The sequence below is a fragment of the Pseudolysinimonas kribbensis genome (assembly GCF_030161895.1).
Taxonomy (GTDB): Bacteria; Actinomycetota; Actinomycetes; order Actinomycetales; family Microbacteriaceae; genus Pseudolysinimonas; species Pseudolysinimonas kribbensis.
This window is the reverse complement of sequence record NZ_BSVB01000001.1, coordinates 357299-384114: the sequence shown is the minus strand read 5'-3', so window position 1 is coordinate 384114 and position 26816 is coordinate 357299. Positions and strand designations below refer to the sequence as shown.

27 protein-coding genes and 4 pseudogenes are annotated in these 26816 nt (G+C 72.8%); 22 read left to right on the top strand and 9 right to left on the bottom strand.

Annotated features, from left to right (window positions below; translation table 11 throughout):
- Nucleotides 1-6: 6 nt before the first annotated feature.
- Nucleotides 7-1098 carry a 1-deoxy-D-xylulose-5-phosphate reductoisomerase gene (dxr, locus tag QQK35_RS02170; protein WP_284252515.1) on the top strand — a complete coding sequence of 364 codons (1092 nt, stop codon included), beginning with the start codon at nt 7-9 and terminating at the stop codon, nt 1096-1098.
- 28 nt (nt 1099-1126) lie between these two features.
- On the top strand, nt 1127-1390 hold the full coding sequence (locus QQK35_RS02165; RefSeq protein ID WP_284252513.1) for a hypothetical protein: 264 nt from the start codon (nt 1127-1129) through the stop codon (nt 1388-1390).
- Nucleotides 1391-1444: 54 nt separating this feature from the next.
- Here the strand turns inward: QQK35_RS02165 and QQK35_RS02160 are convergent, their stop codons facing one another.
- Both QQK35_RS02160 and QQK35_RS02155 read right to left on the bottom strand, forming a co-directional pair.
- The gene (locus tag QQK35_RS02160; RefSeq protein ID WP_284252511.1) at nt 1445-1711 is read right to left on the bottom strand and encodes a hypothetical protein; all 267 of its coding nucleotides are present in this window, start codon (nt 1709-1711) and stop codon (nt 1445-1447) included.
- Nucleotides 1712-1725: 14 nt separating this feature from the next.
- Nucleotides 1726-2469, bottom strand: coding sequence for a serine/threonine-protein kinase (locus QQK35_RS02155; protein WP_284252509.1), 744 nt, complete (start codon nt 2467-2469; stop codon nt 1726-1728).
- A 206-nt stretch (nt 2470-2675) separates the two neighbouring features.
- Here QQK35_RS02155 and QQK35_RS20180 point away from each other — a divergent pair.
- The 15 genes and pseudogenes from QQK35_RS20180 (at nt 2676) to QQK35_RS02080 (ending at nt 18034) form a co-directional block, all read left to right on the top strand.
- Nucleotides 2676-3985, top strand: a pseudogene (locus QQK35_RS20180) (M50 family metallopeptidase).
- A 79-nt stretch (nt 3986-4064) separates the two neighbouring features.
- The gene (gene ispG, locus QQK35_RS02140) at nt 4065-5204 is read left to right on the top strand and encodes a flavodoxin-dependent (E)-4-hydroxy-3-methylbut-2-enyl-diphosphate synthase (RefSeq protein WP_284255573.1); all 1140 of its coding nucleotides are present in this window, start codon (nt 4065-4067) and stop codon (nt 5202-5204) included.
- A gap of 193 nt (nt 5205-5397) precedes the next feature.
- Nucleotides 5398-6054, top strand: a complete 657-nt coding sequence (locus QQK35_RS02135) for a SipW-dependent-type signal peptide-containing protein (RefSeq protein WP_284252504.1) — start codon at nt 5398-5400, stop codon at nt 6052-6054.
- A gap of 4 nt (nt 6055-6058) precedes the next feature.
- A complete protein-coding gene (locus tag QQK35_RS02130; RefSeq protein ID WP_284252502.1) occupies nt 6059-6643 on the top strand; it encodes a signal peptidase I in 585 nt (194 codons plus the stop codon).
- A gap of 1 nt (nt 6644) precedes the next feature.
- Entirely contained in the window at nt 6645-7310 is a 666-nt protein-coding gene (locus tag QQK35_RS02125; RefSeq protein WP_284252500.1) for a hypothetical protein, read from the top strand.
- A gap of 76 nt (nt 7311-7386) precedes the next feature.
- Nucleotides 7387-9141 carry a choice-of-anchor G family protein gene (locus QQK35_RS02120; RefSeq protein ID WP_284252498.1) on the top strand — a complete coding sequence of 585 codons (1755 nt, stop codon included), beginning with the start codon at nt 7387-7389 and terminating at the stop codon, nt 9139-9141.
- A 38-nt stretch (nt 9142-9179) separates the two neighbouring features.
- Nucleotides 9180-10932, top strand: a pseudogene (locus tag QQK35_RS02115) (proline--tRNA ligase).
- An 80-nt stretch (nt 10933-11012) separates the two neighbouring features.
- Nucleotides 11013-11306, top strand: a pseudogene (locus QQK35_RS20175) (DUF7134 domain-containing protein); the annotation flags it as partial.
- Nucleotides 11279-11584 carry a hypothetical protein gene (locus QQK35_RS02110; protein WP_284252496.1) on the top strand — a complete coding sequence of 102 codons (306 nt, stop codon included), beginning with the start codon at nt 11279-11281 and terminating at the stop codon, nt 11582-11584. The pseudogene QQK35_RS20175 and the gene QQK35_RS02110, both read left to right, overlap by 28 nt.
- On the top strand, nt 11581-12198 hold the full coding sequence (locus QQK35_RS02105; RefSeq protein WP_284252494.1) for a sensor histidine kinase: 618 nt from the start codon (nt 11581-11583) through the stop codon (nt 12196-12198). The genes QQK35_RS02110 and QQK35_RS02105 overlap by 4 nt, the downstream gene beginning before the upstream one ends.
- The gene (locus QQK35_RS02100) at nt 12195-12863 is read left to right on the top strand and encodes a response regulator (protein WP_284252491.1); all 669 of its coding nucleotides are present in this window, start codon (nt 12195-12197) and stop codon (nt 12861-12863) included. The genes QQK35_RS02105 and QQK35_RS02100 overlap by 4 nt, the downstream gene beginning before the upstream one ends.
- Nucleotides 12864-12920: 57 nt before the next feature.
- A complete protein-coding gene (locus tag QQK35_RS02095; protein WP_284252490.1) occupies nt 12921-13682 on the top strand; it encodes an ABC transporter ATP-binding protein in 762 nt (253 codons plus the stop codon).
- Nucleotides 13679-15058 (top strand): ABC transporter permease, encoded by a 1380-nt coding sequence (locus tag QQK35_RS02090; RefSeq protein ID WP_284252488.1) that lies wholly within the window; start codon nt 13679-13681, stop codon nt 15056-15058. Before QQK35_RS02095 ends, QQK35_RS02090 begins: the two co-directional genes overlap by 4 nt.
- Before the next feature lie 146 nt (nt 15059-15204).
- Entirely contained in the window at nt 15205-16275 is a 1071-nt protein-coding gene (locus QQK35_RS02085; protein WP_284252486.1) for an AfsR/SARP family transcriptional regulator, read from the top strand.
- A 139-nt stretch (nt 16276-16414) separates the two neighbouring features.
- The gene (locus tag QQK35_RS02080; protein ID WP_284252484.1) at nt 16415-18034 is read left to right on the top strand and encodes a hypothetical protein; all 1620 of its coding nucleotides are present in this window, start codon (nt 16415-16417) and stop codon (nt 18032-18034) included.
- On the opposite strand, the gene QQK35_RS02075 is transcribed toward QQK35_RS02080, so the two are convergent.
- The 4 genes and pseudogenes from QQK35_RS02075 to QQK35_RS19530 all read right to left on the bottom strand — a co-directional run bounded on the left by QQK35_RS02075 (nt 17967) and on the right by QQK35_RS19530 (nt 19733).
- Nucleotides 17967-18314, bottom strand: coding sequence for an ABC transporter permease (locus QQK35_RS02075; RefSeq protein ID WP_284252482.1), 348 nt, complete (start codon nt 18312-18314; stop codon nt 17967-17969). The two genes, QQK35_RS02080 and QQK35_RS02075, sit on opposite strands and share 68 nt — an antisense overlap.
- Before the next feature lie 98 nt (nt 18315-18412).
- Nucleotides 18413-18691 (bottom strand): annotated as a pseudogene (locus tag QQK35_RS02070) (ABC transporter permease); the annotation flags it as partial.
- Between the two features lie 44 nt (nt 18692-18735).
- Nucleotides 18736-19503 carry an ATP-binding cassette domain-containing protein gene (locus tag QQK35_RS02065; protein ID WP_348534867.1) on the bottom strand — a complete coding sequence of 256 codons (768 nt, stop codon included), beginning with the start codon at nt 19501-19503 and terminating at the stop codon, nt 18736-18738.
- A complete protein-coding gene (locus QQK35_RS19530) occupies nt 19500-19733 on the bottom strand; it encodes an ATP-binding cassette domain-containing protein (RefSeq protein WP_348534866.1) in 234 nt (77 codons plus the stop codon). Before QQK35_RS19530 ends, QQK35_RS02065 begins: the two co-directional genes overlap by 4 nt.
- 340 nt (nt 19734-20073) lie before the next feature.
- Between QQK35_RS19530 and QQK35_RS02060 the strand changes: the two genes are divergently transcribed.
- From QQK35_RS02060 to QQK35_RS02050, 3 genes are read left to right on the top strand one after another with little or no spacing between them, the layout of a single operon-like run.
- Nucleotides 20074-20673, top strand: a complete 600-nt coding sequence (locus QQK35_RS02060) for an alpha/beta hydrolase (RefSeq protein ID WP_284252480.1) — start codon at nt 20074-20076, stop codon at nt 20671-20673.
- Nucleotides 20670-21278, top strand: a complete 609-nt coding sequence (locus QQK35_RS02055; RefSeq protein WP_284252478.1) for an alpha/beta hydrolase-fold protein — start codon at nt 20670-20672, stop codon at nt 21276-21278. Before QQK35_RS02060 ends, QQK35_RS02055 begins: the two co-directional genes overlap by 4 nt.
- Complete coding sequence (locus QQK35_RS02050) at nt 21275-22003, top strand: rhomboid family intramembrane serine protease (protein ID WP_284252476.1); 729 nt, start codon at nt 21275-21277, stop codon at nt 22001-22003. The genes QQK35_RS02055 and QQK35_RS02050 overlap by 4 nt, the downstream gene beginning before the upstream one ends.
- Here QQK35_RS02050 and QQK35_RS02045 read toward each other — a convergent pair.
- Nucleotides 21969-22454 (bottom strand): hypothetical protein, encoded by a 486-nt coding sequence (locus QQK35_RS02045; RefSeq protein WP_284252474.1) that lies wholly within the window; start codon nt 22452-22454, stop codon nt 21969-21971. The two genes, QQK35_RS02050 and QQK35_RS02045, sit on opposite strands and share 35 nt — an antisense overlap.
- Between QQK35_RS02045 and QQK35_RS02040 the strand changes: the two genes are divergently transcribed.
- Complete coding sequence (locus QQK35_RS02040; protein ID WP_284252472.1) at nt 22425-23717, top strand: bifunctional lysylphosphatidylglycerol flippase/synthetase MprF; 1293 nt, start codon at nt 22425-22427, stop codon at nt 23715-23717. The two genes, QQK35_RS02045 and QQK35_RS02040, sit on opposite strands and share 30 nt — an antisense overlap.
- 3 nt (nt 23718-23720) lie before the next feature.
- Here the strand turns inward: QQK35_RS02040 and QQK35_RS02035 are convergent, their stop codons facing one another.
- The gene (locus QQK35_RS02035) at nt 23721-24320 is read right to left on the bottom strand and encodes an NUDIX hydrolase (RefSeq protein WP_284252470.1); all 600 of its coding nucleotides are present in this window, start codon (nt 24318-24320) and stop codon (nt 23721-23723) included.
- A 135-nt stretch (nt 24321-24455) separates the two neighbouring features.
- Between QQK35_RS02035 and leuA the strand changes: the two genes are divergently transcribed.
- Nucleotides 24456-26228 (top strand): 2-isopropylmalate synthase, encoded by a 1773-nt coding sequence (gene leuA, locus QQK35_RS02030; RefSeq protein WP_284252468.1) that lies wholly within the window; start codon nt 24456-24458, stop codon nt 26226-26228.
- Here leuA and QQK35_RS02025 read toward each other — a convergent pair whose 3' ends face one another.
- Nucleotides 26229-26774, bottom strand: coding sequence for a methyltransferase (locus QQK35_RS02025; protein WP_284252466.1), 546 nt, complete (start codon nt 26772-26774; stop codon nt 26229-26231).
- Nucleotides 26775-26816 lie beyond the last annotated feature (42 nt).

The window sequence follows — 26816 nt, the reverse complement described above, 5'->3', positions numbered from 1 at the left end:
CGCCCCGTGCGCCGCGTCATCGTCCTCGGATCCACGGGATCCATCGGCACCCAGGCGCTCGAGGTCATCGCCGCCAACCCGGACCGCTTCGAGCTCGTCGGTCTCGCGGCGGGCCGCGACCGCGAGGGACTGCAGCGTCAGGGTGCGGCGACCGGCGTGACCGACCTCGCGCTCGGCGTCGACGAGGCCGTGCAACTCGTGCGCAGCGTTCGCGCCGACGTCGTCCTGAACGGCATCACGGGCTCGGTCGGCCTGGCTCCGACGCTCGCCGTGCTCGAGACCGACGCGGTGCTCGCGCTCGCCAACAAGGAGAGCCTCATCGTCGGTGGGCGGCTGGTGACGGATGCCGCCGGGCCGGGCCGGATCGTCCCGGTCGACTCCGAGCACTCCGCGATCGCCCAGGCCCTGCGGGCCGGCGTCCACGCCGAGGTCCGCCGGCTCGTGCTCACCGCATCCGGCGGGCCGTTCCGCGGGCGCACCCGGGACCAGCTGGGCGACGTGACGCCGCGCGAGGCGCTCGCGCATCCCACCTGGGACATGGGCCCCATGGTCACGACCAACTCGGCGACCCTCGTCAACAAGGGGCTCGAGGTGATCGAGGCCCACCACCTCTTCGACGTGCCGTACGAGCGGATCGACGTCGCCGTGCATCCGCAGTCGATCGTGCACTCGATGGTGGAGTTCGTCGACGGATCGACGATCGCGCAGGCGTCGCCGCCCGACATGCGCCTGCCGATCTCGATGAGCCTCGACTGGCCGCATCGCGTTCCCGGCGTCGGGGTGCCGCTGGACTGGACCCGAGCGCAGCAGTGGACCTTCGAGCCGCTGGATGACGATGCCTTCCCCTCGGTGCGGCTCGCCAAGCGCGTCGGCGTGGCCGGGGGCACCTACCCGGCCGTCTTCAACGCCGCCAACGAGCAAGCGGTCACGGCCTTCCACGCGGGACGCATCCCGTTCCTCGCGATCCTCGCGACCGTCGAGCGGGTCGTCGACGCGCACCGGCCGAGCGGGGAGCTCTCGCTCGAATCGGTGCTGGATGCCGAGCGGTGGGCCCGCGACGAGGCGGATCGGCAGCTCGCGGGCGCCCTCAACGAGTGACCCGGGCGCGGCGCCGATTCAGGGCGTCGTGCCGCCGGTCCCGGGGTCCGCGGCCGCCGTGGACGTGCCCGACGGCGCGGGTGTCGGCGTGCCGCCTCCCGGACCGGGCGTGCCGGTCGGCGCGACGCTCGGCGCGATCGGCGCGGCCGTCGGGCCGGCCGGCGGTGCGCTGCCGATGCGGCCCGGAGCGTTCGTGCGCCCCGTCGCCTCCCCATCCGTGATCGACGGCGAGGCGGACGACGAGCCGGTGAGGGCCGGGGAGCGGGGGTCCGGTGGGGCTGCGGCAGGCTGAGGGCGATCGCGATCGCGGCGACGATCACGGCCGCGACCACGGCCACCGCGGTGATCAGGATGCCGCGGCGGGTGCGGCGTGCGGGGGCGCGTCCGCGACGCCGGCATCCACCGGTGCGGTCGGCTCGGCCGCTGCAGCCCCGGCCGCCATCCCCGCGCCCGCCACGACCGGCAGCCGCGCTGTCGGTCCGGTGGCGTCGGAAGCCGAGGCGACCGGGACCGTCGCCGGGGTCGTCGCGGGCGCCGGGGCCGCGCTCGCGGCGCGCATCCGGCCGAGCCGCGCGAGAGCCTCGCGGGCGTCGATCCGCTCGTCGGGATCCATCCGGCACATCGCCGTCAGCAGCCCCTGCCAGTCCGCGCCGAGTTCCGGGGGACGGTCGGCTCGCGCACCAATCGGGCGGCGGCGGTCTCGGACACGGTCCCGGGGAATGCGCGCTCGCCGGTCAGGCACTCGAGCAGCACGAGCCCGAGGGAATAGACGTCGGCTTTCGGGGTCGGCTCGCGCCCCGCCACCTGCTCCGGGCTGAGGTAGGCCGCGGTGCCGATCGTCGTGCCCGCGGTCGTGAGTCCCGCGTCGTCGGCCAGACGCGCGATCCCGAAGTCGGCGAGCTTCGCCGGGAGCGCGGAGCCCTCACCCGGCAACAGGATGTTGGACGGCTTGACGTCGCGGTGCACCGCTCCGCGGCGCGCGAGCGACTCGAGCGCCGCAGCCATCGCGAGCCCGATCCCGCGGGTCTGGGCCGGAGGAACCGGCCCGCGCGTCAGCCGGGTCGCCAGGTCCTCCCCGTCGACCAGCTCCATCACGAGGTAGGCCGGATCGCCCTCCAGCTGCGCGTCGAACAGGGCGACGACGGCGGGGTGCGCCGTTCCCGCGAGCAGGTGCATCTCGGTGCGCCGACGCGCCTCGTCGCCGGAGTGGCCGCTGGCCGGGGCGAACAGCTTGACGGCGACCTCGCGATCGAGCAGCTCGTCGCTCGCGCGCCAGACCGTGCCCATCCCGCCCGCGCCCAGCGTCGCGAGCAGGCGGTATCGGCCCGCCAGGACCGTGTCGGGGTGCGCGTCCATGTCGGCTTCGTCCATGTCGGCTTCATGGTCCGCGCGCCGAGCCGTCGGATCGGCGCGCCCTCAGGCGTCTCCCAGTCGGCCCGAGCCACCGAGGCGGCTGCGCCGTGCCGTCGATGACAGAACTCACGCGCGCCGCGCCGGGGCGCGGCCGCTCAGGTGCCCCCAGGCCTGGGGTCCGGATTTCTCAGGCGGCGGCACGTACTCTCGTCGTCGTGGAGACCGTGCTGCTCTTCGTCCTCGGCGTGCTGATCATCGTCGTGGGCCTCGTCGTGTCGATCGGCCTCCACGAGCTCGGGCACTTCACGTTCGCGAAGCTCTTCAAGGTGCGGGTCGGGCAGTTCATGATCGGCTTCGGGCCGACGCTCTGGTCGCGCCGCCGGGGCGAGACCGAGTACGGCGTCAAGGCCATCCCGCTCGGCGGCTACATCTCGATGGCGGGCATGTTCCCACCGGCCAAGCGCGGCGACGAGCCGCGCGACGGGCGACCCGGCGCCACCTTCGCGCAGCCCGAGCACGCGCGGCCCTCGACGACCGGCCTGTTCAACGTGCTCGTGCAGGACGCCCGGGATGCCTCCGCCGACACGATCCTCGTCGGCGAGGAGGAGCGCGTCTTCTACCGGCTCGTGTGGTGGAAGCGCGTCATCATCATGCTCGCCGGGCCCGCGATGAACCTCGTGCTGGCGATCGTGTTCGCGGCGATCCTCGTCTGCGGCCTCGGCCTCCCGGTGCCCTCGACGACGATCGCGGACGTCGGCAGCGGGACCCCGCCGCCGCGGGCGGCCTGCGGGCCGACGACCGGGTGGTCGAGATCGACGGCACCGACGTGACGAGCTACACGCAGATGACCGCCCTCATCCGGGCCCACGCCGGCCGGCAGATGAGCGTCGTCGTCGATCGCGACGGGTCCCGGGAGACGCTGCAGGTCACCCCCGAGGCACGGCGGGTGCAGGTGTCCGACCGGTGGGGCACCCCGAGCACCGACTGGCTCGGCCAGCCCGTGCTGACCCGGGCCGGATTCCTCGGCATCGGCAACTACACCACGATCCAGCGCCAGGACCTCGGCAGCGCCTTCGCGTACCTCGGCTCGGACATCCAGGGCATCGTGAAGATCGTCGTCACGCTGCCGGCCCGCGTCACGCAGACCGTGCAGTCCACGATCGAGGGCAAGAAGCGCGACAGCAGCGGCCCGATCAGTCTCGTCGGCATCGGCGAGATCGCCGGGCAGGTGGCGGCCTCCGACTCGCCGATCCTGAACCGCACCGTCGCCATGGTGAGCGTGCTCGCCCAGCTCAACGTCGCGCTCTTCGTCTTCAACATGGTGCCGCTGCTGCCGCTGGACGGCGGCCACGTGGTCGGCGCGGTCTGGGAGGCCGTGCGCCGCCGGTTCGCGGCGTGGTTCAAGCGCCCGGACCCCGGTCCCGTCGACATGGCCAAGCTCGTGCCGCTCACGCTGCTCGTGACGGGCGTGCTCGCCCTCATGAGTCTCGCGCTCATCGTCGTCGACATCGTCAACCCGATCATCATCTCCTAGCGACCTGACGGACCCCTCCCACCCGGCGGCGCCCAGGTCGCGGACCTAGGCTGGAGACATGCCTGCGGTCAACATCGGGATGCCGAAGCCTCCGCCCGAGACCCTCGCTCCGCGCCGGACGAGCCGCCAGATCCGGGTCGGCAAGGTGCTCGTGGGCGGCGACGCGCCGGTGAGCGTGCAGTCGATGACCACGACGCCCACCACGAACATCAACGCGACCCTGCAGCAGATCGCCGAGCTCACGGCGTCCGGCTGCGACATCGTGCGCGTCGCGGTGCCGAGCCAGGACGACGCCGACGTGCTGCCGATCATCGCCAAGAAGAGCCAGATCCCGGTCATCGCCGACATCCACTTCCAGCCGAAGTACGTGTTCCAGGCGATCGACGCCGGCTGCGGGGCGGTCCGGGTCAACCCCGGCAACATCCGCAAGTTCGACGACCAGGTCGGCGCGATCGCGAAGGCGGCCAAGGACGCGGGCGTCTCGCTGCGCATCGGCGTCAACGCCGGGTCGCTCGACAAGCGCCTGCTCGAGAAGTACGGCAAGGCGACGCCCGAGGCGCTCGTCGAGAGCGCGGTGTGGGAGGCGAGCCTGTTCGAGGAGCACGACTTCCACGACTTCAAGATCTCGGTCAAGCACAACGACCCGGTCGTGATGGTCAAGGCGTACCGGATGCTGGCCGAGCGCGGCGACTGGCCGCTGCACCTCGGCGTCACGGAGGCCGGCCCCGCCTTCCAGGGCACGATCAAGTCGGCGACGGCGTTCGGCATCCTGCTCTCCGAGGGGATCGGCGACACCATCCGCGTCTCGCTCTCGGCGCCTCCCGCCGAGGAGGTCAAGGTCGGGCTGCAGATCCTGCAGTCGCTGAACCTCCGCGAGCGCAAGCTCGAGATCGTGTCGTGCCCCTCGTGCGGCCGCGCCCAGGTCGACGTCTACACGCTCGCCGACAGCGTGACGGAGGGACTGCAGGGCATGACCGTGCCGCTGCGGGTCGCGGTCATGGGCTGCGTCGTCAACGGCCCCGGTGAGGCGCGCGAGGCGGACCTCGGCGTCGCCTCCGGCAACGGCAAGGGCCAGATCTTCGTCAAGGGCCAGGTCATCAAGACCGTGCCCGAGTCGGAGATCGTCGCGACCCTCATCGCGGAGGCCAACCGCCTCGCCGACGAACTCGGGCCCGACGCCGCCCTCGGCACCCCGGAGGTCGTCGCCTCCGGGCACTGAGCTGCGCTCGGCGCGCACGCCATCAGGTGCGGCGCCGGCCGTGGCCCCCGTCCGGGTCCGACTGGGGTTGGGGATATCCGCGCCCCGAGAACGCGACATACGCTCGCGATGTCGACGTCGTCGTCGGCTCGCGACCGCACCTGTCGCGATTTCCGGAAGCCCGCACCCGAAGCGGGCGAAGGGGGATCAGGAAATGGGCAAGCGCATCGGTGTGGGCCGCGTCACGCGGCGCACCAAGTTCATGGCCGTGGGAGCGGCGGGAGCCGTTCTCCTCGGCGGAATCGGCGTCACCTCGCTGGCGGCCTGGACGGACCAGGAGTTCGTGCAGGGAGGGTTCAACGGCAGCGCCGGCGTCGGCACCTCGACGTTCAACGTGCTGCAGAGCGTGGCCGGGGACTCCAGTTCGTTCACCGACCGGGAGACCTCTCCGGGCGGTGTCATCGACTTCTCATCGGTGGCCGCCGCCCTCTCGCCGGGCGCCACCGTGTACGGCTGGGTGCAGCTGAAGACCGACGACCCGTCGATCGACGGCACCCTCGCGCTCAAATCGAGCACCGCGACGGCGACCGGGCTGGCGCAGTACCTCAGCTACGGCGCGACGATCGTGCCGGACACCGGCACCTGCACGGCGAACGGCTTCGCGACGGCGGCCGGTACGGCGAGCAACGTCCTCACCGCCGCCGGACAGCCGGTGACGGCGGACAGCACGCAGACGTTCACCCTCGCGGCCAACGGCGCCGAGACCAGGACGGTGTGCTTCCAGATCCACATGCAGGATGCCGACGTGCCCGACACGGCGATGGGTCTCAGCTTCACGCCGATCTGGTACTTCGACGCGATCTCCTCGTAGCCGGATGCTCACGGGATCGGCGCTCGCCGACCCGGTCGCCGCCCCGGCCACAGGGCTGCGACCGCGCCGTCGCCGACGTCGCGCATCTTGGCTGAAACCGGCCGTCGTCACCGTGGTGGGCGTTTTCGGCCTGCTCGTCGTCGGCGTCGCCGTGCTGCCGCTCACCGGCTGGCAGGTCGTGCGGCTCGCGACGGGCTCGATGTCGCCCGGGTTCCCGCCCGACTCGCTGCTGCTGGCCGAGCAGATCCCGGCCGCGCAGGCGCGCGTCGGCGACATCGTGATGGTGCAGCGACCCGGCTCCCTGCCCGTGACCCACCGCGTCGTCTCGACCGCGGCGCGCGGCACGGCGACCGAGCTGGTGCTGAAGGGCGACGCGAACCCGGCGCCCGATCCGGCACCGTACGACGTCGCGAGGGTGACTCGCGTCGTGGGAGGCGTCCCGTGGGGAGGTCAGGTCGTCACCGCCGCCCGCTCGCCCTGGGCGCTCGGCGGGCTGACCGTCACGGCGAGCCTGCTCGTGCTCTGGGCCTGGTGGCCGCGCGGCGGCGAGCCCGAGATGAATCCGCGGTCCGCGTCGCCCGGGGGCTGAGATGCGCGCGCTCGAGATCCTCGGGGTTGTGCTCGCGGCGGCGCTCGCCGTTGCGGGCGGGACCTGTGTCGCGGCGAGCGCGCAGGCGGCGCCGCAGGTCGGGGCGGCCGGGCGGCTGCAGCTCAGCACGGCGCCCGACCCGCTCGGCGTGCAGGATCTGGCACCCGGCGAGACCGCGTACTGGCGGGTGGATGCGGCGTTGCTCGTCGAGGAGCGAGCGCGGCTCTGGCTCGCCGTCGACGGCGCCGGCGGCATGTCGACCGATCCTGCCGGCCTGCGGGTCGAGGTGCTCCGATGCCCTGTCGCGTGGACGTCGTCGCTGTGCCCGAGCGGGGATGAGAGCGTCGTGCTGCCGGACGCGCCCGTCGCCCGGCTGCTCGGTGCCGACGCGGTGCCGGTCACGACCATCTCACCGGCCGCGCCGGCGCACCTGCTCGCGGTCGTGCGACTGCCGACGTCGGCCTTCGTGGGCCGCAACGGCACCGTGCGGCTCACGCTCACGGCCGACGGCGACACCGAGACGGTGTCGACGGGCTCGCGCGGCCGGCTGCCGAGCACCGGGGCGGTCCTCGCCGGCCCGCTGCTGCTCGGCGCCGGCATGCTGCTCGGCGGCGTCGTGCTCGCCTCAGCGCGCGGTCGCCGACGTGCGGCGAAGGCGGTGCCGTGAGCGCGCGGAGCGGGGCGCACGGCACGCCGGGCCGGCGCGACGGCCCCCGGCGGGCCGCGTCACGGCGGGGGCCGTCGTGGCCGCGGCGCTCGTGCTGGGCGCGATCGGCGTCGTGCCGAGCGAGGCGAGCTGGGCCGATCGGCAGTACGACGCGGCCACGGTGCAGTCGGTGCTGTGCACGGACCCCGGCAGCGGAACGAGCACCGGCTCCGGCACGCTGCTCGGCGGCACCCTCGGCAGCACGGATCTGAGCACGATCGCGTCGGTGCGCGGCGTGAGCGCGACGAACGACGGCACGACGACGACGCCGACGCCCTCGACGGCGACCTCGCTCGGTTCGGGTGCCTACTCCAACCCGCTGTCCGTGTCGGCCCTCTCGGGGATCGACGCCGACATCGGGCCGGCGCTGCAGCTGCCGCTCACCGCCGATGCGGGCGGGCTCAACCAATACGCCCGGGCGGCGTCGGACACGACATCCGCCGGAGCCGCGGGCGCGGTCTCGAACAGCGGCGGCATCGCCGTCACCCAGCGGGCACCGGGCGCGGCGATGCCGCGCTTCGCGACCGTGGGCCTCGGCCAGGTCGTGCAGAGCGCTCTCGGCCAGAACCTGTCGTCGCTCGTCACGGGTATCACCGACGCGCAGCTCGGCCTGGGCGCTGTCGCGAGCTCCGCGCAGCTGTCGGGATGCACGGCCGAGTGGCGAGGTATCTACACCGGCCTCGTGCGCCAGTACGCGCTCGCGGGCATGGACGCCACTCTCACGAGCCCGGCGGTCTCCTCGCTCGTGACCACGACCGACGCCGGGCTCTCGGCACTCAGTGCGCAGCTGAATGCGATCGCCGGGAACAGCGCCCTGCTGAACAGTCTCGGGTCGAGCATCCTGCTGGCCCTGAAGCCGGCACTCAGCACCCTGGGGGCCGGCACGCCGACCGTCACCCTGTCGCTCACGCCGGACTTCTCGGCGGTCACGGCCCTGCTCTCGACGCCGATCACCGACTCGTCCGGCCTGTTCTCGATCTCCCCGTCGGCGGGCACGATCACGCTCGACCTCGACGCGCTCATGGGCCCCGCCTACCTCACGTCGCCGAAGATCAACGGCCTCGCCCCCAACAGCCGGCTGCTGATCAACGGCACCGCGCTCACCGCGCTCGAGGCCGCGATGACGTCGGCGCTCACCGCGTGGGTGTCGTCGGTGATCGCCGCCGTCAACGCCGCGCTCGCGGCGGTCGCCGTGAACCTCGATCTGACAGCGCCGGTGAGCGCCCTGTCGGTCAATGTGGGGACCCTCTTCGTGCACACCAACGACCTCACGCTCGCTCAGCTGCTCGCCGGATCGCCGGGTGTCACCGCCGGCATCGACAAGTCGTCGGGGCTGTGCAGCGTCGTGATCGTCGGCGCCACGCTGTGCGCTCTCGTCACCACCGTGCTCGGCAATCTGACCCCCGCGCTGCTCGCGTCGGTCGGCCAGACGATCGGCGGCACCCTGCAGACGGCGCTGGCGCCGACGGCGGCGACCGTCTCGACGCTGGGCGCCAACCTCGGCACGGCGACGGGCACGCTCGTCTCGACGGTCGGCGGTGGCCTCACGGGCCTCTTCGGCGCCACCGGGGCGATCCAGCTGTGGGCCAACGCGCAGAACCGTCCCGACCCGGCGGAGCTCAACGCCGGGCCGGAGCCGGGCTGGGCGGCCGGACTGCCGGCGCCGACCGCGAACCCGTTCGGCACCGGGCGCTACGACGTCGCGGCGCTGCGGATGACCATCCGGGGTTCCGCCACGACCGGTCTCGACCTCGCGCGGTCCTCGGCCGGCAGCAACACCGTCACGGGGTGACCCCGGCTCGCGAATAGGGTTGACGGGTGCCCACCCGGATGACCCAGCTGTTCGTCCGCACCCTGCGCGAGGATCCCTCCGACGCCGAGGTGCAGAGCCACCGCCTGCTCGTGCGGGCCGGATACATCCGCCGCCAGGCCCCGGGGATCTTCGCCTGGCTGCCGCTGGGACTGCGCGTGCGCGCGAAGATCGAGCGCGTCATCCGGGAGGAGATGGAGCGCGCGGGCGCCCAGGAGGTGCTCTTCCCCGCGCTGCTGCCGCGCGAGCCCTATGAGGCGAGCGGTCGCTGGGAAGAGTACGGCGACAGCATCTTCCGCCTCCAGGACCGCAAGGGCGCCGACTACCTGCTCGCCCCGACCCACGAGGAGATGTTCACGCTCCTCGTGAAGGACCTGTACTCCTCGTACAAGGACCTGCCGCTGACGATCTTCCAGATCCAGGACAAGTACCGCGACGAGGCCCGCCCCCGGGCCGGCCTGCTCCGAGGTCGCGAGTTCTCGATGAAGGACGCGTACTCCTTCGACGCGACCGACGCGGGACTGGATGCGAGCTACCAGGCCCAGCGCGACGCCTACGAGCGCATCTTCCAGCGCCTCGGACTCGACTACGTCATCGTGCAGGCCGACGCGGGCGCCATGGGCGGATCGCGTTCCGAGGAGTTCCTGCACCCGACGCCGATCGGCGAGGACACCTTCGTGCACTCCGACGGGGGCTATGCCGCGAACGTCGAGGCGTACACGACGACCGCGCCTCCCGCGCGGTCCTACGAGAAGCTCACCCCCGCCGAGGTGCTGCCGACCCCCGGGTCCCCGACGATCGCGACGCTCGTCGCCGAGGCGAACGAGAAGCATCCCCGGCCCGACGGCCGGGCGTGGACCGCGGCCGACACGCTCAAGAACGTGGTGCTCGGGCTCACCCACCTCGACGGGCGGCGCGAGGTCGTCGTCGTCGGCATCCCCGGTGACCGCGACGTCGACATGAAACGCGCGGAGGTGGTGTTCCAGCCGGCCGAGGTGGAGCCCGCGACCGACGCGGACTTCGAGGCCAACCCCTGCTGGTCAAGGGCTACATCGGCCCCTGGTCGCGCGAGGGCGCCGTGCTCGGCACGGAATCGGCCACCGGCATCCGGTATCTGCTCGATCCGCGCGTCTCCGACGGCTCCGGCTGGATCACCGGCGCGAACTCCGAGGGGAGCACGTCTTCGGCCTGGTCGCCGGCCGCGACTTCGAGGCCGACGGGCTCGCCGAGGTCGCGGAGGTCAAGGAGGGCGACCCCGCCCCCGACGGCTCCGGCCCCGTGCATCTCGCGCGCGGCATGGAGATCGGCCACGTGTTCCAGCTCGGCCGCAAGTACGCCGACGTGCTCGGGCTGCAGGTGCTCGACGAGAACGGCAAGCTCGTCACGGTCACGATGGGCTCGTACGGGATCGGGGTCACCCGCATCCTCGCCGCCATCGCGGAGGAGACCAGCGACGACAAGGGACTGGTCTGGCCCCGCGAGATCGCGCCGTTCGACGTGCACGTCGTCGCCACCGGACGCGACGACGTCGCCTACGACCTGGCGGCGGGACTCGTCGGGCAGCTCGAGGCCGCCGGCAGCGAGGTGCTCTACGACGACCGGCCGAAGGTGTCACCCGGCGTGAAGTTCGGCGACGCCGAGCTGCTGGGCGTGCCGACGATCGTCATCGTCGGCCGCGGGGCGGCGGACGGCGTGGTCGAGCTCTGGGATCGGCGGTCGGGTGAGCGCACCGAGCTGCCCGCGACCGAGCTCGTCGAGCGGCTGGCGGACTGAGCACCGGCGCGTCGTGCTGGTCGCCGCGTCCGTCTGCCGGATGACGCGGCCGCGCCGCTCACGCCCGTAGCGTGGAGCGCATGTTCCGTCGCCTGACCCGGACCCAGGTCGTCGTCGACGCTCTCGTCGGCGCGGGGTGGGCCCTCGTCAACGCCCTCCCGACCGTCGTGGTCCCGGGCGGCCTGGGCGCCGCGCTCGTGGCGCTCGGGATGGGCGCGGTGATCGCCGTGCGCCGATTGAGTCCGCCTCTCGTCCTGGCGCTCGCCTGGGCCGTGGCGATCCTGCAGGTGCTGACCGGCGTCGTGCCGGTCCCGGCCGATCTCGCGATCCTGCCGATGCTGTTCGCGTGCGCCGCCTACGGCTCCCGGCGCATCCGGTGGACGGCGTTCGCCTCGACCTTCGTCGGCGCCGCGCTCGTGACCGCGGCCGTCGGATTCCCGGGGAGCTCGCACTGCTCTCGCCGAGCCCGGTCACCGGGTGGGGATTCCACTTCCCCGAGGCGGTCTTCCAGATCGTGCCCGTCGTGGGAGTCCTGTACGGGTTCACGGCGACCATGTTCCTGCTGTCCTGGACGGCCGGCATCCTGTTCCGCACCTGGCGCCAGTCGCGCGCGAACCGCTCCTCGCGGTCGTCGCCGAGCGCGAGGTCGTGACGGAGCAGGAGCGCACCCGCATCGCGCGCGACATGCACGACGTCGTCGCCCACTCGCTCGCCGTCGTCGTGGCGCAGGCCGACGGGGCGCGCTACCTGCGGCAGAAGGATTCGGAGGCCGTCGACGAGGCCCTGCAGACGATCGCCTCCACCGCCCGCGACGCGCTCGGCGACGTGCGCGTGCTGCTCGCCCAGCTGCGGCACTCGCAGGCCGACGGACCGCAGCCCACGATCGGCGACCTCGACCGGCTGGTCGAGCAGCTCCGGGCCGCCGGGCTCGAGGTCCGGCGCGAGGAGAGCGGCACGCCGCTGCCGCTGGCCACGGGGCAGCAGCTCGCCGTGTACCGCATCGCGCAGGAGTCGCTCACCAACGCCCTGCGGCACGCCGACACGGCCCAGCAGGTCGTGCTGCATCTCGGCTGGTCTCCGCATGGCCTCGACCTCGTCGTGACGAGCGCCCTGCCCGCCCAGCCCGCCGCGCCCGGGAGCGGCCACGGCATCGCGGGCATGACCGAGCGCGCAGCGCTCGTGGGCGGTCGGTTGACCGCGCGCACCCAGGACGACCAGTTCGTGGTGCACGCCTGGCTGCCGGTGCAGGTGGGGGCGACCGCGTGATCCGCGTCGTGCTCGTCGACGATCAGGCGCTGTTCCGTACCGGCATCCGGATGCTCGTGGCGTCCCAGGGCGACCTCGAGGTCGTCGGCGAGGCGCCGGACGGGCGCGAGGCGATCGAGGTGGTGCGGGCGACCCGTCCGGACGTCGTGCTCATGGACATCCGGATGCCGGTCATGGACGGCATCGAGGCGACCCGGCAGATCGTCGCGCTGCCCGTGCCGGCCGGAGCCGACGCGCCCCGCGTGATCGTGCTCACGACCTTCGACCTCGACGAGGCGGCGCTGCGTGCGATCCGCGCGGGGGCGAGCGGGTTCCTGCTGAAGGACTCCGACCCGGAGTTCCTGCTCGCCGCGATCCGTACGGTGCACGCGGGCACCGCCGTGATCGCGCCGAGCGCGACCCGCGAACTCGTCGCGCGCCTCGATCGCACCCGTTCGCCCGTGCCGCCCGAGTTCGGCGAGCTCACGGCGCGCGAGCACGGCATGTTCCTGCTCGCCGCGCGCGGGCTGAGCAACGCGGAGATCGCGGCGGGGGAGTTCGTGAGCGAGGCGACCGTCAAGACGCACATCAGCCGGGTGCTCGCCAAGCTGGGGCTGCGCGATCGGGTGCAGCTCGTCGTGTACGCGTACGAGCACGGCCTGGTCGAACGTCATCCTGGAGGATGACGCACCCTCGACTCCGGGCCGACGCCCGGCGCGACGCGCGTCCGTAGCGTCAGGGGCATGGACATCAGCACATCCGACATGGGCCTCGTCGCCCGTGTCGAGAACCTCACCAAGAGCTACGGCACGGAGCGCACCCGGGTGGACGCGCTGCGCGGCATCACCGTCGGCATCCGGCGCGGCGAGTTCACCGCGATCATGGGCCCCTCCGGGTCGGGCAAGTCGACGCTCATGCACATCATGGCGGGGCTCGACTCCCCGAGCGGGGGCCGGGTGTGGCTCGGCGACACCGAGATCGGCGGGATGGACGACACCCGCCTGACGCTCCTGCGCCGGCGTCGCGTCGGCTTCGTCTTCCAGTCCTTCAACCTGGTGCCCACCCTCGACGTCGCCGGCAACGTGGAGCTGCCGTTCGAGCTCGACGGTCGACGCCCCTCCAGCCAGGAGCTCGACTGGATCGCCGAACTGGAGTCGTCGCTCGGTCTGGTGGACCGCCTCTCCCACCGGCCCCACGAGCTGTCGGGAGGCCAGCAGCAGCGCGTCGCGATCGCCCGCGCGCTCGCCACCCGGCCCGAGCTCGTCTTCGCCGACGAGCCGACCGGCAACCTCGACTCGCGCACCGGCCGGGAGGTGCTGGCGCTCATGCAGGGCGCGACCCGGCAGTACGGCCAGAGCATCGCGATGGTCACCCACGACCCGGTCGCCGCGAGCTTCGCCGATCGCATCCTGTTCCTCGCCGACGGCCTCGTCGTCGAGGACCGCGGGCACATGGAGGCCGCCGAGATCGCGACGTTCATGCTCACGATGGAGCAGGCCGCGTGAGGCTGCGGTTCTCGAGCGTGCTCGTCGCGGGCATCAGCTCCGCCTTCGGGGTCGGCCTGCTGCAGGTCACCGGACTGCTCACCGCCCAGATCGGGGCCGATGACGTCACCGGGTCGAGCAGCACCGTCGGGCTGATGCTGGCGATCCTGGCCTGGGTGTTCATCCTCATCGCGGTGTACGTGGGAGCGGTCGTCACCTCCAACACCTTCTCGACCATCGTCGCGGGCCGCGCACGCGAGATCGCCCTGCTGCGGCTGCTCGGCTCCACCGCGCGGCACCAGCGGCTCGCGATCTCGCGCGAGGGGCTCGTCGCCGGCATCGCCGGGGCGGTGGCCGGTGCGCTCGTCGGCAGCCTGCTCGCCTTCGGACTCGAGCGGGTGTCGGTGGCGGTCGGCTGGTTCCAGGAGGTCGGGTACTCCTACCTGCAGCCGAGCCTGCTGTTCCCGCTGATCGCGATCGTGCTGACCACCTGGCTCGCGTCCTGGGTCGGCTCGCGACGAGTGCTCTCGGTGACCCCGCTCCAGGCGATCGGCGGGGCGCAGGAGCTCTCACGCGAGGAGGCCGTGCAGCGCCGCGGGCGCAACGTGCTCTCGCTCGTGCTCGTCATCCTCGGCGCGGCCCTGCTGGTGCTGGGCATGCTGCTCGGCCTGCTCAGCCCGGTCGCCGTTCTCATCGGCGTCGTCGGCGGCATCCTGTCGTTCACCGGCCTCGTGCTCGGTGCGGATGTCGTCATGCCCCCGGCGCTGCGGCTCGTCGGACGGTGGTTCGGCCGGTCGGCGCCCGCCCGGCTCGCCGCCGAGAACGCTCTGCGCCACCCGCAGCGCAGCTCACGCGCGACGATCGGGCTCGTCATCGGGGTGACGCTCATCACGATGTTCGGCGTCGCGACGGCGAGCTTCGCCGACATCATCCGCGAGCAGCAGCGCCTGCAGCCGGAGGTGTACCAGGGCACCGAGCAGATGCTGACGGTCGTCACGGGGGTGTTCTCGGTGCTCATCGGCTTCAGCGCGCTCATCGCCGCGGTCGGGCTGGTCAACAACCTCTCGCTCAGCGTGCTGCAGCGCACGCGGGAGCTCGGGCTGCTGCGCGCCCTCGGCTTCTCGGTGCGGCAGGTGCGGCGCATGATCCTGACCGAGAGCGCGCAGCTCACGGTCACGGCGATCGTGCTGGGACTCGTCCTCGGCACCATCTACGGCTGGGCGGGAGCGCAGTCGCTGTTCGGTGCGATCACCAAGGGCTTCGTCCTGCCGGGGGTGCCGTGGCTGATCGTCGGCGTCATCGTCGTGGCGGGCGCCGCCCTCACCGCGATCGCCTCGTTCACCCCCACGCGGCGCGCGACGCGGGTCACGCCCATCGTGGCGCTCGCCGTCGAGTGAACCGCTCGCGAATGACCAGTTTTTGCCAGAGGCAGGCGAGGCCCTCGCAAAAACTGGTCATTCGCGAGCAAAAGCTACGATCTCGGGGTGAGGATCCGGCTGCTCGGAGGGTTCGCCGTCGAACACGACGGCAAACCCTCGACGTCGTGGGCGAGCGCCAGCGTGGGCTGCTCTTCCGGCTCGCCATCGACGCGGGCAGCCAGGTGGGCTACCGCGCGCTCGCCGAGGACCTCTGGCCCGACGACCCGCCCGAGAACGCGCGGGCCGCGCTGCAGTCGCTCGTCTCGCGGCTGCGCGGGCAGCTGCCCGCGGGCGTGCTCGCGTCGGGGCCCGGCGGCTACCGGCTGGCGATCGACCGCGCCGACGTCGATGCCGTCCGGTTCCAGGACCTGGTGGCCGCCGCGTCGGCCGCCCCCGCACCGGAGGCGCCGGCGCTGGCATCCGCCGCGCTCGGCCTGTGGTGCGGTGAGCCGTGGACGCCCGGCGACGGGTACGACTGGTTTCAGCGCGACCTCGCCACCGATCGGGCGACCGCCCTGCGCCTGGGCGGCACGCCGAGCCCCGCGGAGCCGGACGCTGGGGAGCCGGGCCCCGCCGCGATCCCCGCCGCCCTCACCGCGTTCGTGGGCCGCGACGAGGAGCTCGCCGGGGTCACCGGCCAGCTCGAGCGCGGTCGCCTCGTGACGATCCTCGGGCCCGGCGGCGCGGGCAAGACCCGGCTCGCGATGGAGTCCGCGCGGGCGCACCGGCATCCGATCGTCGTGGAGCTCGCCCCGGCCGGACCAGACGAGCTGTGGCAGGCGATCCTCGGCGCGATCGGTCGCGAGCTGCGGTCGATGAACGAGAGCGCCGCGGCGTCGACGCCCGCCGAGCGGGTCATCGCCGCGCTCGCCGGCCGCGACGTGCTCCTCGTGCTCGACAACTGCGAGCACCTCATCCAGGTCGCCGCGCTCGCCGCCCACGAGCTCCTGCAGGCCCTGCCGCGGCTGCACGTGCTCACGACGAGCCGGGAGCCGCTGGGTGTGCCGGGGAGGCGTTCGTGCCGCTCGGTCCGCTCGACCCGCTCGCGGCGCAGACGCTCTTCGACGACCGCGTGCTGGCCGCCCGGGGGCGCGCGATCGACCAGGACGAGCAGGATGCCGCCACCCGCATCCGGGAGCGGCTCGACGGTCTGCCGCTCGCCCTCGAGCTCGCCGCGGCGAAGGCGCGCACCATGACGATCGGCGAGATCGCCGACGGCCTCGACGACCGCTTCGGGCTGCTCTCCGGCGGCCTGCGGACCGTGCTGCCCCGGCACCAGACGCTGCGCGCCCTCGTCGACTGGAGCTGGAGCCTGCTCGGGCCGGGGAGCGCCGGATGCTCGTGGCGCTCGCGATCTACCCGGCCGGCGTCGCCGTCGCCGACGCGGCCGGGGTCGCGGCCGCCCACGGCGGCACCCGCGCAGAGCTCGACGTGCTCGTCGACAAGTCGCTCCTGCAGCGCACGGGCGGCCGCTACCGGGCACTCGAGACCATCCGCGAATACGGCATCGAGAAGCTCGCCGGGTCGGGCGAGCTCACGCGTGAGCGGATCGCCCAGGCCCGGCGGCTGGCACAGGCGACGGCGGTGCACGACGCCGAGCTGCGCTCCGCCGCCATCCATGACGCGATCGCCTGGTTCGATGCGGAGGACGACAACCTCGCCGCCGCCCTGCGCTTCTGCGCCGAGGCCTCGCCGTCCGACCTCGTGCGCCTCACCGGCGGCTGCCTCTGGTACTGGATCGTGCGCGACCGCAACGACGACGCCATCCAGTGGATCGCGGCAGCCGGCCCGTACGCCGATGAGGCCGATGACGACTGGCAGGGCGTCTTCGTCCGCGCGGCCGCCATGATGATGCGCACCTTCTCCCGCGGACGGCGCCCCGAGATCGACCAGGGCGAGCTCGCGCGGCTGAGCGACGCGGCCGCGCGGACCGATCACGACATCGTGCTCGCGATCCCGGTGCTGGTGCGCGCGTTCGCCGACACCCCGGAGGGCGACGTCTGGATGCGCAACATCCGCATCCCGGACCCGGAGGGGCTGCCGCTCACGCCGTGGGGGCGCGCCGTGCTCACGGTCGCCCGCGCGGCGATGTCGCAGAACGGCGGCGACCTCGCGGAGCTGGGCGCCTCGAGCGGCCGTGCGGTGGAGCTCTTCGAGAGCACGGGCGACCGGTGGGGCATGGCCCTCGCGCAGCAGATGCGCGCCGAATGGCTCGCGCTCGAGGGCCGCTTCGAGGAGGCCCTCGCGATGTCGGACGCGTCGACCGCGGCGATGACCGAGATCACCTCGTCGTGGGACCTGCTGCAGCAGCAGGGGCTCGCCGTGAACCTCCTGATCCGGCTCGGCCGGGTCGACGAGGCGCAGGCGCGGGCCGACCGGATGCTCGCCGTGGCGCGGGATTCCGACAGCGCACGATCGGTCGCGCTGGCGTGCGCCATCGCCTGCTTCCTCGCGATCGAGCTGGAGGACATCGAGCGCGCCCGCGCCCTGGTGGCCGAGCTCGATGAGAGCCTCGCGGAGTGGGACGACGTGCCGCCCCAGCTGCACGCGATGGCGGGCATGGCTCGCGGCGGGGTCGCCTCGCTCGACGGCGACACGGCGTCGGCGGAGCGCGAGCTCCGCGTCGCCGCCGAGGCGGCCGTCGAGAGCAACGACTATCCGATCATGGCGGCGACGGCCGTCGGCGTGGCATCGCTCGCCGCGCGCACCGGCCGTTTCGACGAGGCGCACCTGGCTCTCGACCTCGCGACGGTGCTGCGCGGCGCACCCGATCCGCACAATCCGCTGGAGGTGCGGGTGCGAGCGCAGATCGCGGCGCACGCGACGACGGCGCGCCCCCTCGGGAGCGCGCCGTCGTGGACCGCGATACCGCGGCGTCGGAGTTGGCTCAGATCTTGCGCCGGTAGGCCCACGTCGCGAGCGGGAAGAAGACCGCCCACAGCACGACGCAGCTGATCAGCACCCACAGCAGCTCGAGGCCGAGGGTCTCGCCCGAGGCGAGCGCCGCGTCGCCGTTGAGCAGACCGCGCATCGACTCGATCACGTGGGTGACGGGATTGACCGACACCCAGCCCTGCAGCCACGTCGGCAGGGTGTTCGCGGGGACGAACGTGGACGAGCCGAAGGTGAGGGGGAACGTGATGAGGAACGAGATCCCCTGCACCGCCCCGCTTGAGCGCACCATGGTGCCGATGAACACCGAGACCCAGCACAGGCTGACGGCGAAGACGACCATGAGCACGAACGCGAGCAGCACGTCGTACCAGGGGTGCCGAACCGGTAGCCGATGATGACCCCGAAGACCAGCGTCACCGACACGGCGATGCTGTGGCGCACGATGTCGCCCAGCACGGCACCGAACAGCGGGGCCGAGCGCGCGATGGGCAGCGAACGGAACCGGTCGAAGACGCCCTTGCTGATGTCGTTGTTGAGGTTCACGCCGATGGTCAGCGAGGTGAACATGACGGTCTGCACGATGATGCCCGGCAGGGCGAACGTGAGGTACTGCGTGGTCGACCCGGCGATCGCGCCGCCGAAGATGAACACGAACAGCACGGTCATGATGATCGGCTGCAGCGTCACGTCGATGAACTGCTCCGGATTGCGCGTCATGCGACGCACGGTTCGGCCCGCGAGCACGAGCGAATCGGCGAACATCAGGCGGCCTCCTCTTCCTTGTCGTCGGTGCGGGTGCCAGTGCGGTCCCCGGCGTCGGTCTCGTCCGAGGCCCGTTGGCCGGTGAGCGCGTAGAACGCCTCGTCGAGGCTCGGGAGCCGGAGGGCGAGCTCGGAGACCGCGATCCGCTCGGTCGCGAGCGCCGACACGATCGCGGTGAGGGCGCCGTCGTCGGCAACCGGGACGGCCAGCTGGTCCGGAGCCGGTTGCTCGACCTCGCGGGTGCCGAGCCGGGCGAGCAGCGGGCGCACCCGCTCGATGTCGGCCGGGTCGACGGGACGCACCTCGAGGGTCTGACCGCCGACCTGGCGCTTCAGACCCTGGGGCGTGTCGTGCGCGATCACCCTGCCGTGGTCGATGACGGTGATCTCGTTCGCGAGCGCGTCCGCCTCCTCGAGGTACTGCGTCGTGAGCAGCACCGTGGTGCCGAGCCGGGTGAGCGTGCGCACCATCTCCCACACGTCGTCCCGCTTGGCCGGGTCGAGGCCGGTCGTCGGCTCGTCGAGGTAGACGATCTCGGGGCGCCCGATGAGCGAGGCCGCGAGGTCGAGCCGTCGGCGCATACCGCCGGAGTAGGTCTTCACCTGACGCTTCGCCGCGTCCGTGAGGTCGAACTCCCGCAGCAGCTCCTCGCCGCGCGTCCGCGCGGCGCGGGATCCGAGGTGCAGCAGTCGGCCGATCAGCACGAGGTTCTCGATGCCGCTCAGCTCCTCGTCGACGCTCGCGTACTGACCGGTCAGCCCGATCACGCGGCGCACCCCTTGGGGTCGGACAGCACGTCGTGGCCGGCGACGCGCGCGGTGCCGCCGTCCGGTCGAAGCAGGGTCGCGAGGATGCGGACCGCGGTGGTCTTGCCGGCCCCATTCGGACCGAGCACCCCCAGGACGCGTCCCTGCTCGACCTCGAGGTCGACGCCGGCCAGGGCCTGCGTCTTCCCGAATCGTTTGGTGAGGCCGTGGGCCTCGATCGCCAGAGTCATGACGACATGGTGCGACCGCGGCGCTGTCACGCCGCTGTCACGCCGCTGTCGCGGCGCTGTCAGTGGCTGTCGGCAGCCGTCGCGATCCTCGGCGGTTCGCTGTGGATGTGCCGGGAGCGGTCCCGGACGGCCGTTCGGCCTCCTGAGGGGTTCACAGAGGGTCCGCCGGGGCTCCGCAGCCCGCGGATACTGGTCGGCGGCCGACGAACGGAAGGGGTGGCATGCCGGGCTGGGGCGACGTCGACATCGCGAGCGGTTGGCTCCCCGTGACGGTCGACGCTCTCGCGATCGCGGCCCTGCTGCTTGCGGTCGTGCGGCGCACGAGCCGACGGGGGCACTGGTGCTCGCGGCGTGCGCGGTCGGTGGGGCCGCTGCCGGCCTGCTCGTCTGCTGGATCACCTCCGATCTCCTCGACGTGTTCGAGGTCTCGCTGAGCCCGGTGTCGCGCACGTGGGTCGCCTCGACGTTCGCCGCGGTGGCGCTCGCGATCGGCATGCTGATGCGGCACGGCGTGTGGCGGCGGGTGGCGGCCGCGGCGTCGGTGCCGCTCGCGATCCTCGCCGGCGCGATCGGCGTCAACGCCGACTTCGGCCAGTACACGACCATCGACTCGTTCTGGGATGCCGCCGCGGCCCGCCCGCTCCCCGCCTCGATCGCGGCCGCGCAGCGGGCGGACGCGCCCGGCTCGGTCGTCTCCGACGCGGCTCCGGTGCCGCTCTGGTCGCGCCCCGTCGCAGCAGGGATGCCACGGCACGGCGTCGTCGGCCGCGTCGACATCCCGGCCACCACGTCGCATTTCCCGGCGCGGGCCGGCTACGTCTACCTCCCGCCGGCGGCGCTCGTGCCGCACCCACCGCGACTGCCCGTGCTCGTCATGCTCTCGGGCCAGCCCGGGGTCCGGACGACGTCATCCGCGCCGGTCGCCTGGCCGCCATCATGAACGCCCGCGCCGCCGCGCACCACGGCCTCGCGCCCGTCGTCGTGGTGCCGGATCAGCTCGGAGCGCCGCAGGACAACCCGATGTGCGTCGACTCCCCGCTCGGGGACTCGGCGAGGTACCTGACCGTGGACGTGCCGCGCTGGATCCGCACCCACCTCGCGGTCGAGCCGTCCCGCGCCGCCTGGGCGATCGGCGGCTTCTCCCAGGGCGGCACCTGCTCGATCCAGCTGGGGGCCGCGCATCCCGAGCTCTTCGGCGCGGTCTTCGACGTCTCCGGCCAGGTCGCCCCCAGGAACGGCGACCTGCAGCAGACGATCGCGCGCGGCTTCGACGGCGATGCGGCGCGGTATCGCGCGGCGGCCCCTGCTGCGATCCTCGCGGCGCACGCCCCGTATCGCGGGCTGACGGCGGTGTTCGGCTCGGGCCAGTTCGACACCAGGTACGGGCCGGGCATCGACGTCGTCGCGGCCGCGGCGCGCGCCGCCGGTGTGGCGACGACACGCGACATCGCACCGGGCACCGCGCACGACTGGCACACCGTGCAGTGGATGATGACGCACGCGTTCGGCCCGATCGCCGCGCACCTCGGACTGGCGCGCTCATGAGGGTGCTGCACCGCATCCGCCGGCACCCGGCGACGCTGCTCGTGGTGGTCGCCCTGCTCGCCGTCTGGGTGATCGCGATCCCGACCGGGCCGCGCGGGCCGTTCTCGCCGCCCGCGGCGGGCCTGAACCCCGACGCGCTCGAGGACCATCACTGGTGGACCATCCTCACGTCGATGCTCGTCGCCGGCGGTGTCGCGCAGTTCGCGATCAGCATGGTCGCGGCGATCGTGGGCGTCGGTCTGGCCGAACGCTGGATGGGATCATGGCGCACGCTCGTCGCGTTCGTGGCGACCGGCGTGGTCGCGGGCGCCCTCGGGCTCGGCCTCGAACTGCTGGGCGCGGCGGTGCACGAATTCTGGTCGTCGTCGGTGCGCGGCCTCCTGACCGTCGATCCGCTCACCCCGATCCTCGGCACGCTGGCATGGGCGTCGGCGTGGGCCGCCCCCTCGAGCGTCGGCGCACCCGCACCCTCCTCGTGGGCGTCGCGGCGACCCTGCTGCTGTACTCCGGCCAGCCGGCCGACCTCTACCTGCTCGTCGCCGTCGGTCTGGGGATCGGATCCGGCGCTCTGCTGCGCCGGGATCGACGGCCGAGCTGGCCGGCCTCCCGGCACGAGACGCGCAGCCTGCTCGCCCTCGTCACCGTGCTGTTCGCGGTCGGTCCCGTCCTCACGGCCGTCTCGGTCGGACGCTACGGTGTGCTCTCGCCGCTCGGCATCGCCCTGACCGGGATCACGCCGCGGGTGGCCGGGCCGGGCTGCGCCGCGGGCCACATCGCGCCCGACTGCGTGGGCGAGCTCACCCGGCTGCCGCTGCACGGGGTGACGCAGACGGTCGTGTCGGTCCTGCCGCTCGTGCTCCTGCTGATCGGGGCGCGCGGGCTCCTCCGCGGCCGCCGCGCCGCCGTGGTCCTCCTCGCCGGCGTCGGGGTGGCGCAGGGCGCTCTCGCCGCGTGGTACTTCGGCGTGCTGCCCGCCGTGGGGGCCCCCTGGATCGTGCCGCTCGCCCCGCAGCGGTACTGGGAGGTCTCGCTCTGGCTCGTGGTGAGCACCCTCGTGCCGGTGGCGTACGCGATCGTGCTCGCTCTGCGACGCCGGGCGTTTCCGATCCGGATGTCGAGGGCGGGCATCCGGCGGGCCGTCCTGGCGTGCGCGGCATCGCTGGCGCTCCCCGCCACGGGATTCGTCCTGACCGCTCACGCGATCCGTGGGCAGTTCGCGAGGCCGCCGGGGTTGTTGCTGCTCCTGGCGCAGACGCCGCAGCGGTTCGTGCCGGCGTCGTTCCTCCGGCATCAGCATCTCGTGCTGCGGCCGCTCACGCCGCTCGCGCACGCCGTGCTCGACCTGCCCGGCGTCGTGTTCTGGATCGGCCTCGTCGTCACGGCGGCGATCGTCCTGCTGCGTGCCGCGCCCGTCGGGGCGGCCGCGCAACACGACCCCGGCTGCGATCCCTGCTGCGGGCCGGTTCCGGGTCGCTCGGTCATCTCGCCACCTGGCCGGAGAACCGGCTGTGGGTCAGCGCCGACGGCTCGACCGGCATCGCGTATCGGCTGGTGGGCGAGGTGGTGGTCACCGTGTCCGATCCCTTCGGTGCGACCGGCGACCCGGAGGCCGCATTCGGCGAGTTCCTCGCGTTCTGCGACGCGCGCGCCTGGACGCCGGTCTTCTACAGCGTGCACGAGGGCTGGCGCGCGGTGCTGGCAGCGCGGGGCTGGCGATCGCTTCCCGTGGCCGAGGAGACCACGCTCGACCCGGCGGCCTTCACGCTGTCGGGCAGGGCGATGCAGGACGTGCGCACCGCCGTCAACCGCGCCCGACGCACCGACGTGGTCACGGTCGACGCGAGCTGGACAGCCCTGGCCGGGCCGCTCCGGCGGCAGATCGTCGCGATCTCGGAGCACTGGGCCGCCGACAAGCGGCTGCCCGAAATGGGATTCACGCTCGGTGGCCTCGATGAGATCGACGACCCCGACGTGCAGGTCGTCGTGGCCGTCGACGCGCAGGAGCGCGTGGTCGCGGTCACGAGCTGGCTGCCGGTGTGGGAATCGGGCGCGCTCGTGGGACGCACGCTCGACATGATGCGCCGCGCCCCCGACGCGCCCAACGGCGCGATGGAGTTCACGATCGCCGAGTCGATCGAGGCGCATCGTTCGGCCGGCCTGAGGCGCACGAGCCTGTCGGCGACGCCGCTCGCCCGCCCCGCCGAGCAGGCCGGGGTGGCCGTCCTCGGCGCGGTGCTCGCGCTTGTCGGACGTCTCCTCGAGCCCGTCTACGGGTTCCGCTCGCTGCTGCGGTTCAAGAGCAAGTTCGGCGACGCGGCCGAGGCGCTGCACCTCGTGTACCGCGACCCCATGCAGCTGCCGGCGATCGGCGCCGCCATCGCGCGCTGCTACCTGCCCCAGCTGACGTGGGGCTCCTCCCTGCGGTTGCTGCGCGGGTGACGATCAGCGCAGAGAGAGTTCCGTGACGGGATAACCCGCGTCGTGCCGGATGCGGACCATCCCGTCGCTCAGATCCGGCTCGACGATGACCGGCGACTGCGCGCGCGCCGCGGCCAGGACCTCGTCCACTCGGGACGAGAGGGCGAGGCGCGCGAGGTTGAACGCGGTCGGGGCGATGATCGGCCAGTCGCCCGCCTCGCGCCGGCGCAGCGCCTCGGCGGGTTCCGCCCACCGGGCCGCGACGAGCTCGATCCCGTCGACGGCCGGCTCGGCGCCCTCGGGGGCGCGGACCGCGAAGAAGTGCGTATCGAACCGGCGTGGTTCCGCGGCCGGGGTGATCCACCGCGACCATGCGACCAGTGCCGCCGGGCCCGGAAGCGCGATCCCGGTCTCCTCCCGCGTCTCGCGCACCGCGGCCGCCCGCGCACGGGCGTCGGTATCGTCGTCCGGGTCGCCGTCGCCGGCATCGATCGAGCCGCCGGGGAACGCGAGCACCGAGGGGAACGCACCCGAGGTCGGACGCTGCACGAGCAGCACGCGCAGCGGGTCGTCACGCAGCAGCAGCACGGTGGCCGCCGGCCGGGGCTCGGAGCGCTGGGTCACGAGGTGTACCCTAGGGCCGTGCGCTTCGGCCTGCTTCTTCTTAGCTGCCGCGACGGGGCCTAGTCCTTCGGCCTTCCTCGTCGCGGCCTTCGGCATCGGCTGAATACGACAGGAAGACCAGCAGGAGACCGTCCCATGAAGAACACCCAGAAGCCCTCGGGGATGCCGATTCACCGGTATCGCCCGTACCACGAGCAGTTCCCGACCGATCTGCCCGACCGCAGCTGGCCGTCGAAGGTCATCGATGCGGCACCGATGTGGTGCGCCGTCGACCTGCGCGACGGCAACCAGGCGCTCATCGACCCGATGAGCCCCGAGCGCAAGCGCATCATGTTCGACCTGCTGGTCCGGATGGGCTACAAGCAGATCGAGGTCGGGTTCCCCTCGGCGAGTCAGACCGACTTCGACTTCGTGCGCCAGCTCATCGAGGAGGACCTGATCCCGGATGACGTGGTCATCCAGGTGCTCACCCAGGCTCGCGAGGAGCTCATCGCGCGCACCTTCGAGTCGATCCGCGGCGCGAAGCAGGCGATCGTCCACCTCTACAACTCGACGAGCATCCTGCAGCGCGACGTCGTCTTCCGCACCGACAAGCAGGGCATCATCGACATCGCGCTGAACGGCGCGCGCTGGTGCAAGCAGTACGAGCAGACCGTGCCCGGCACGACCGTCTACTACGAGTACTCGCCCGAGAGCTACACGGGCACCGAGCTCGAGTTCGCGGCCGAGATCTGCAACCAGGTCATGACGGTGTTCGTGCCGACGCCCGAGCGCAAGGTCATCATCAACCTGCCCTCGACCATCGAGATGGCGACCCCGAACGTGTACGCCGACTCGATCGAGTGGATGTCGCGGCATCTGCACCATCGCGAGAACGTCATCCTGTCGCTGCACCCGCACAACGACCGCGGCACGGCGATCGCCGCCGCCGAGCTGGGCTACCAGGCCGGCGCGGACCGCATCGAGGGCTGCCTGTTCGGCAACGGCGAGCGCACGGGCAACGTCGACCTGGTCGCCCTCGGCATCAACCTGATGACCCAGGGGATCGACCCGCAGATCGACTTCAGCGACCTCGACGAGATCCGCCGCACCGCCGAGTACTGCAATCAGCTGCGCGTGCACGAGCGCTCGCCGTGGGCGGGCGACCTGGTCTACACGGCCTTCTCGGGCTCGCATCAGGATGCGATCAAGAAGGGCTTCGAGGCCATGGAGGCCGCGTCGAAGGCCACCGGCACGCCGCTCGAGCAGATGGAGTGGGCGGTGCCGTACCTGCCGGTCGATCCGAAGGACCTGGGGCGCGGCTACGAGGCCGTCGTGCGCGTGAACTCGCAGTCGGGCAAGGGCGGCGTCGCCTACCTGCTGAAGGCCGACCACAAGCTCGACCTGCCCCGCCGGCTGCAGATCGAGTTCAGCGGCGTCGTGCAGCAGAAGACCGACGCCGAGGGCGGCGAGGTCACGAGCGAGGAGATCTGGTCGATCTTCCGCGACGAGTACCTGCCCGCGCCGCAGAACCACCCGGACGACAAGTGGGGGCGCTACGAGCTGCTCTCGACGCGCACCGCGAGCGACATGACCGGCTCGGTCACGCTCGAGCTCCGGATGCGGATCGGCGACGACGTCGAGGAGGCCCAGGGCGTGGGCAACGGCCCCATCGCGGCGTTCCTCGGTGTCATGGCCGAGCAGGGGCACGAGGTGCGGCTCTACGACTACGTCGAGCACACGATGTCGGAGGGCGGCGACGCGCTCGCCGCGGCCTACGTCGAGCTGCAGGTCGGCGACAAGCGCCTGTGGGGCGTCGGCATCGACGGCGACATCTCGACCGCATCGCTCAAGGCCGTCGTGTCGGCCGTGAACCGGGCCGTGCGCACGGAGCAGGACACGGAGCAGGAGCAGCTGGTCGGCGTCTGATCACCGCGAGACGATCAGCACCGCGTCGTCGTCGACCTCGAGCACCTCGAGGGGACGCGCGCCCACGAGACCGCGGGCGGTCTCGACCTGCTCTCCGGCGACCAGCGTCACGAACGCTCCGCCGGCGGCCGTCCACGCCTCCATCCCCGCGAGGACGGCACGGAACGGGTCGAGACCGTCCGCACCTCCGTGCACGGCGCCCTCGGGCTCGTGCTCGCGGAAGTCGCGCGGGATGCGTGCGAGCTCGCGCGTCGGCACATGCGGCAGGTAGGCGGCGGCCAGCTCGATCCGCCCGCGGAGCTGCGCGGGCAGCCCGGTCCACCAGTCGCCCCGGTGCGCCGAGAAGCGGTGCCGCGCCCCGTTCTCGGCGGCGACCGCGACCGCCGCGGGGTCGACATCGACGGCGTGCACCTCCGCGCGGGGCAGCCGGGTCGCGAGCGCGGCCGCGATGGCGCCGGCACCGCAGCCCAGGTCGACGACGATGCGGGCATCCGGCCGCGCCGCCACGGCCGCGTCGACGATGGCCTCCGCCCGGGCCCGCGGCACGAAGACGCCGGGAGCGACGCCGACCTCGACGCCCGCGAACGA

Bases quoted from the DNA above. Each gene is read 5' to 3' on its own strand.
- QQK35_RS02160 (WP_284252511.1), bottom strand. From the start codon at position 1,711: ATGGATCCCGACGAGCGGATCGACGCCCGCGAGGCTCTCGCGCGGCTC.
- QQK35_RS02155 (WP_284252509.1), bottom strand. From the start codon at position 2,469: ATGGACGAAGCCGACATGGACGCGCACCCCGACACGGTCCTGGCGGGC.
- ispG (WP_284255573.1), top strand. From the start codon at position 4,065: ATGCCGAAGCCTCCGCCCGAGACCCTCGCTCCGCGCCGGACGAGCCGC.
- QQK35_RS02135 (WP_284252504.1), top strand. From the start codon at position 5,398: ATGGGCAAGCGCATCGGTGTGGGCCGCGTCACGCGGCGCACCAAGTTC.
- QQK35_RS02130 (WP_284252502.1), top strand. From the start codon at position 6,059: ATGCTCACGGGATCGGCGCTCGCCGACCCGGTCGCCGCCCCGGCCACA.
- QQK35_RS02125 (WP_284252500.1), top strand. From the start codon at position 6,645: ATGCGCGCGCTCGAGATCCTCGGGGTTGTGCTCGCGGCGGCGCTCGCC.
- QQK35_RS02095 (WP_284252490.1), top strand. From the start codon at position 12,921: ATGGACATCAGCACATCCGACATGGGCCTCGTCGCCCGTGTCGAGAAC.
- QQK35_RS02080 (WP_284252484.1), top strand. From the start codon at position 16,415: ATGCTCGTGGCGCTCGCGATCTACCCGGCCGGCGTCGCCGTCGCCGAC.
- QQK35_RS02075 (WP_284252482.1), bottom strand. From the start codon at position 18,314: ATGGTCGTCTTCGCCGTCAGCCTGTGCTGGGTCTCGGTGTTCATCGGC.
- QQK35_RS19530 (WP_348534866.1), bottom strand. From the start codon at position 19,733: ATGACTCTGGCGATCGAGGCCCACGGCCTCACCAAACGATTCGGGAAG.
- QQK35_RS02055 (WP_284252478.1), top strand. From the start codon at position 20,670: ATGAACGCCCGCGCCGCCGCGCACCACGGCCTCGCGCCCGTCGTCGTG.
- QQK35_RS02050 (WP_284252476.1), top strand. From the start codon at position 21,275: ATGAGGGTGCTGCACCGCATCCGCCGGCACCCGGCGACGCTGCTCGTG.
- leuA (WP_284252468.1), top strand. From the start codon at position 24,456: ATGAAGAACACCCAGAAGCCCTCGGGGATGCCGATTCACCGGTATCGC.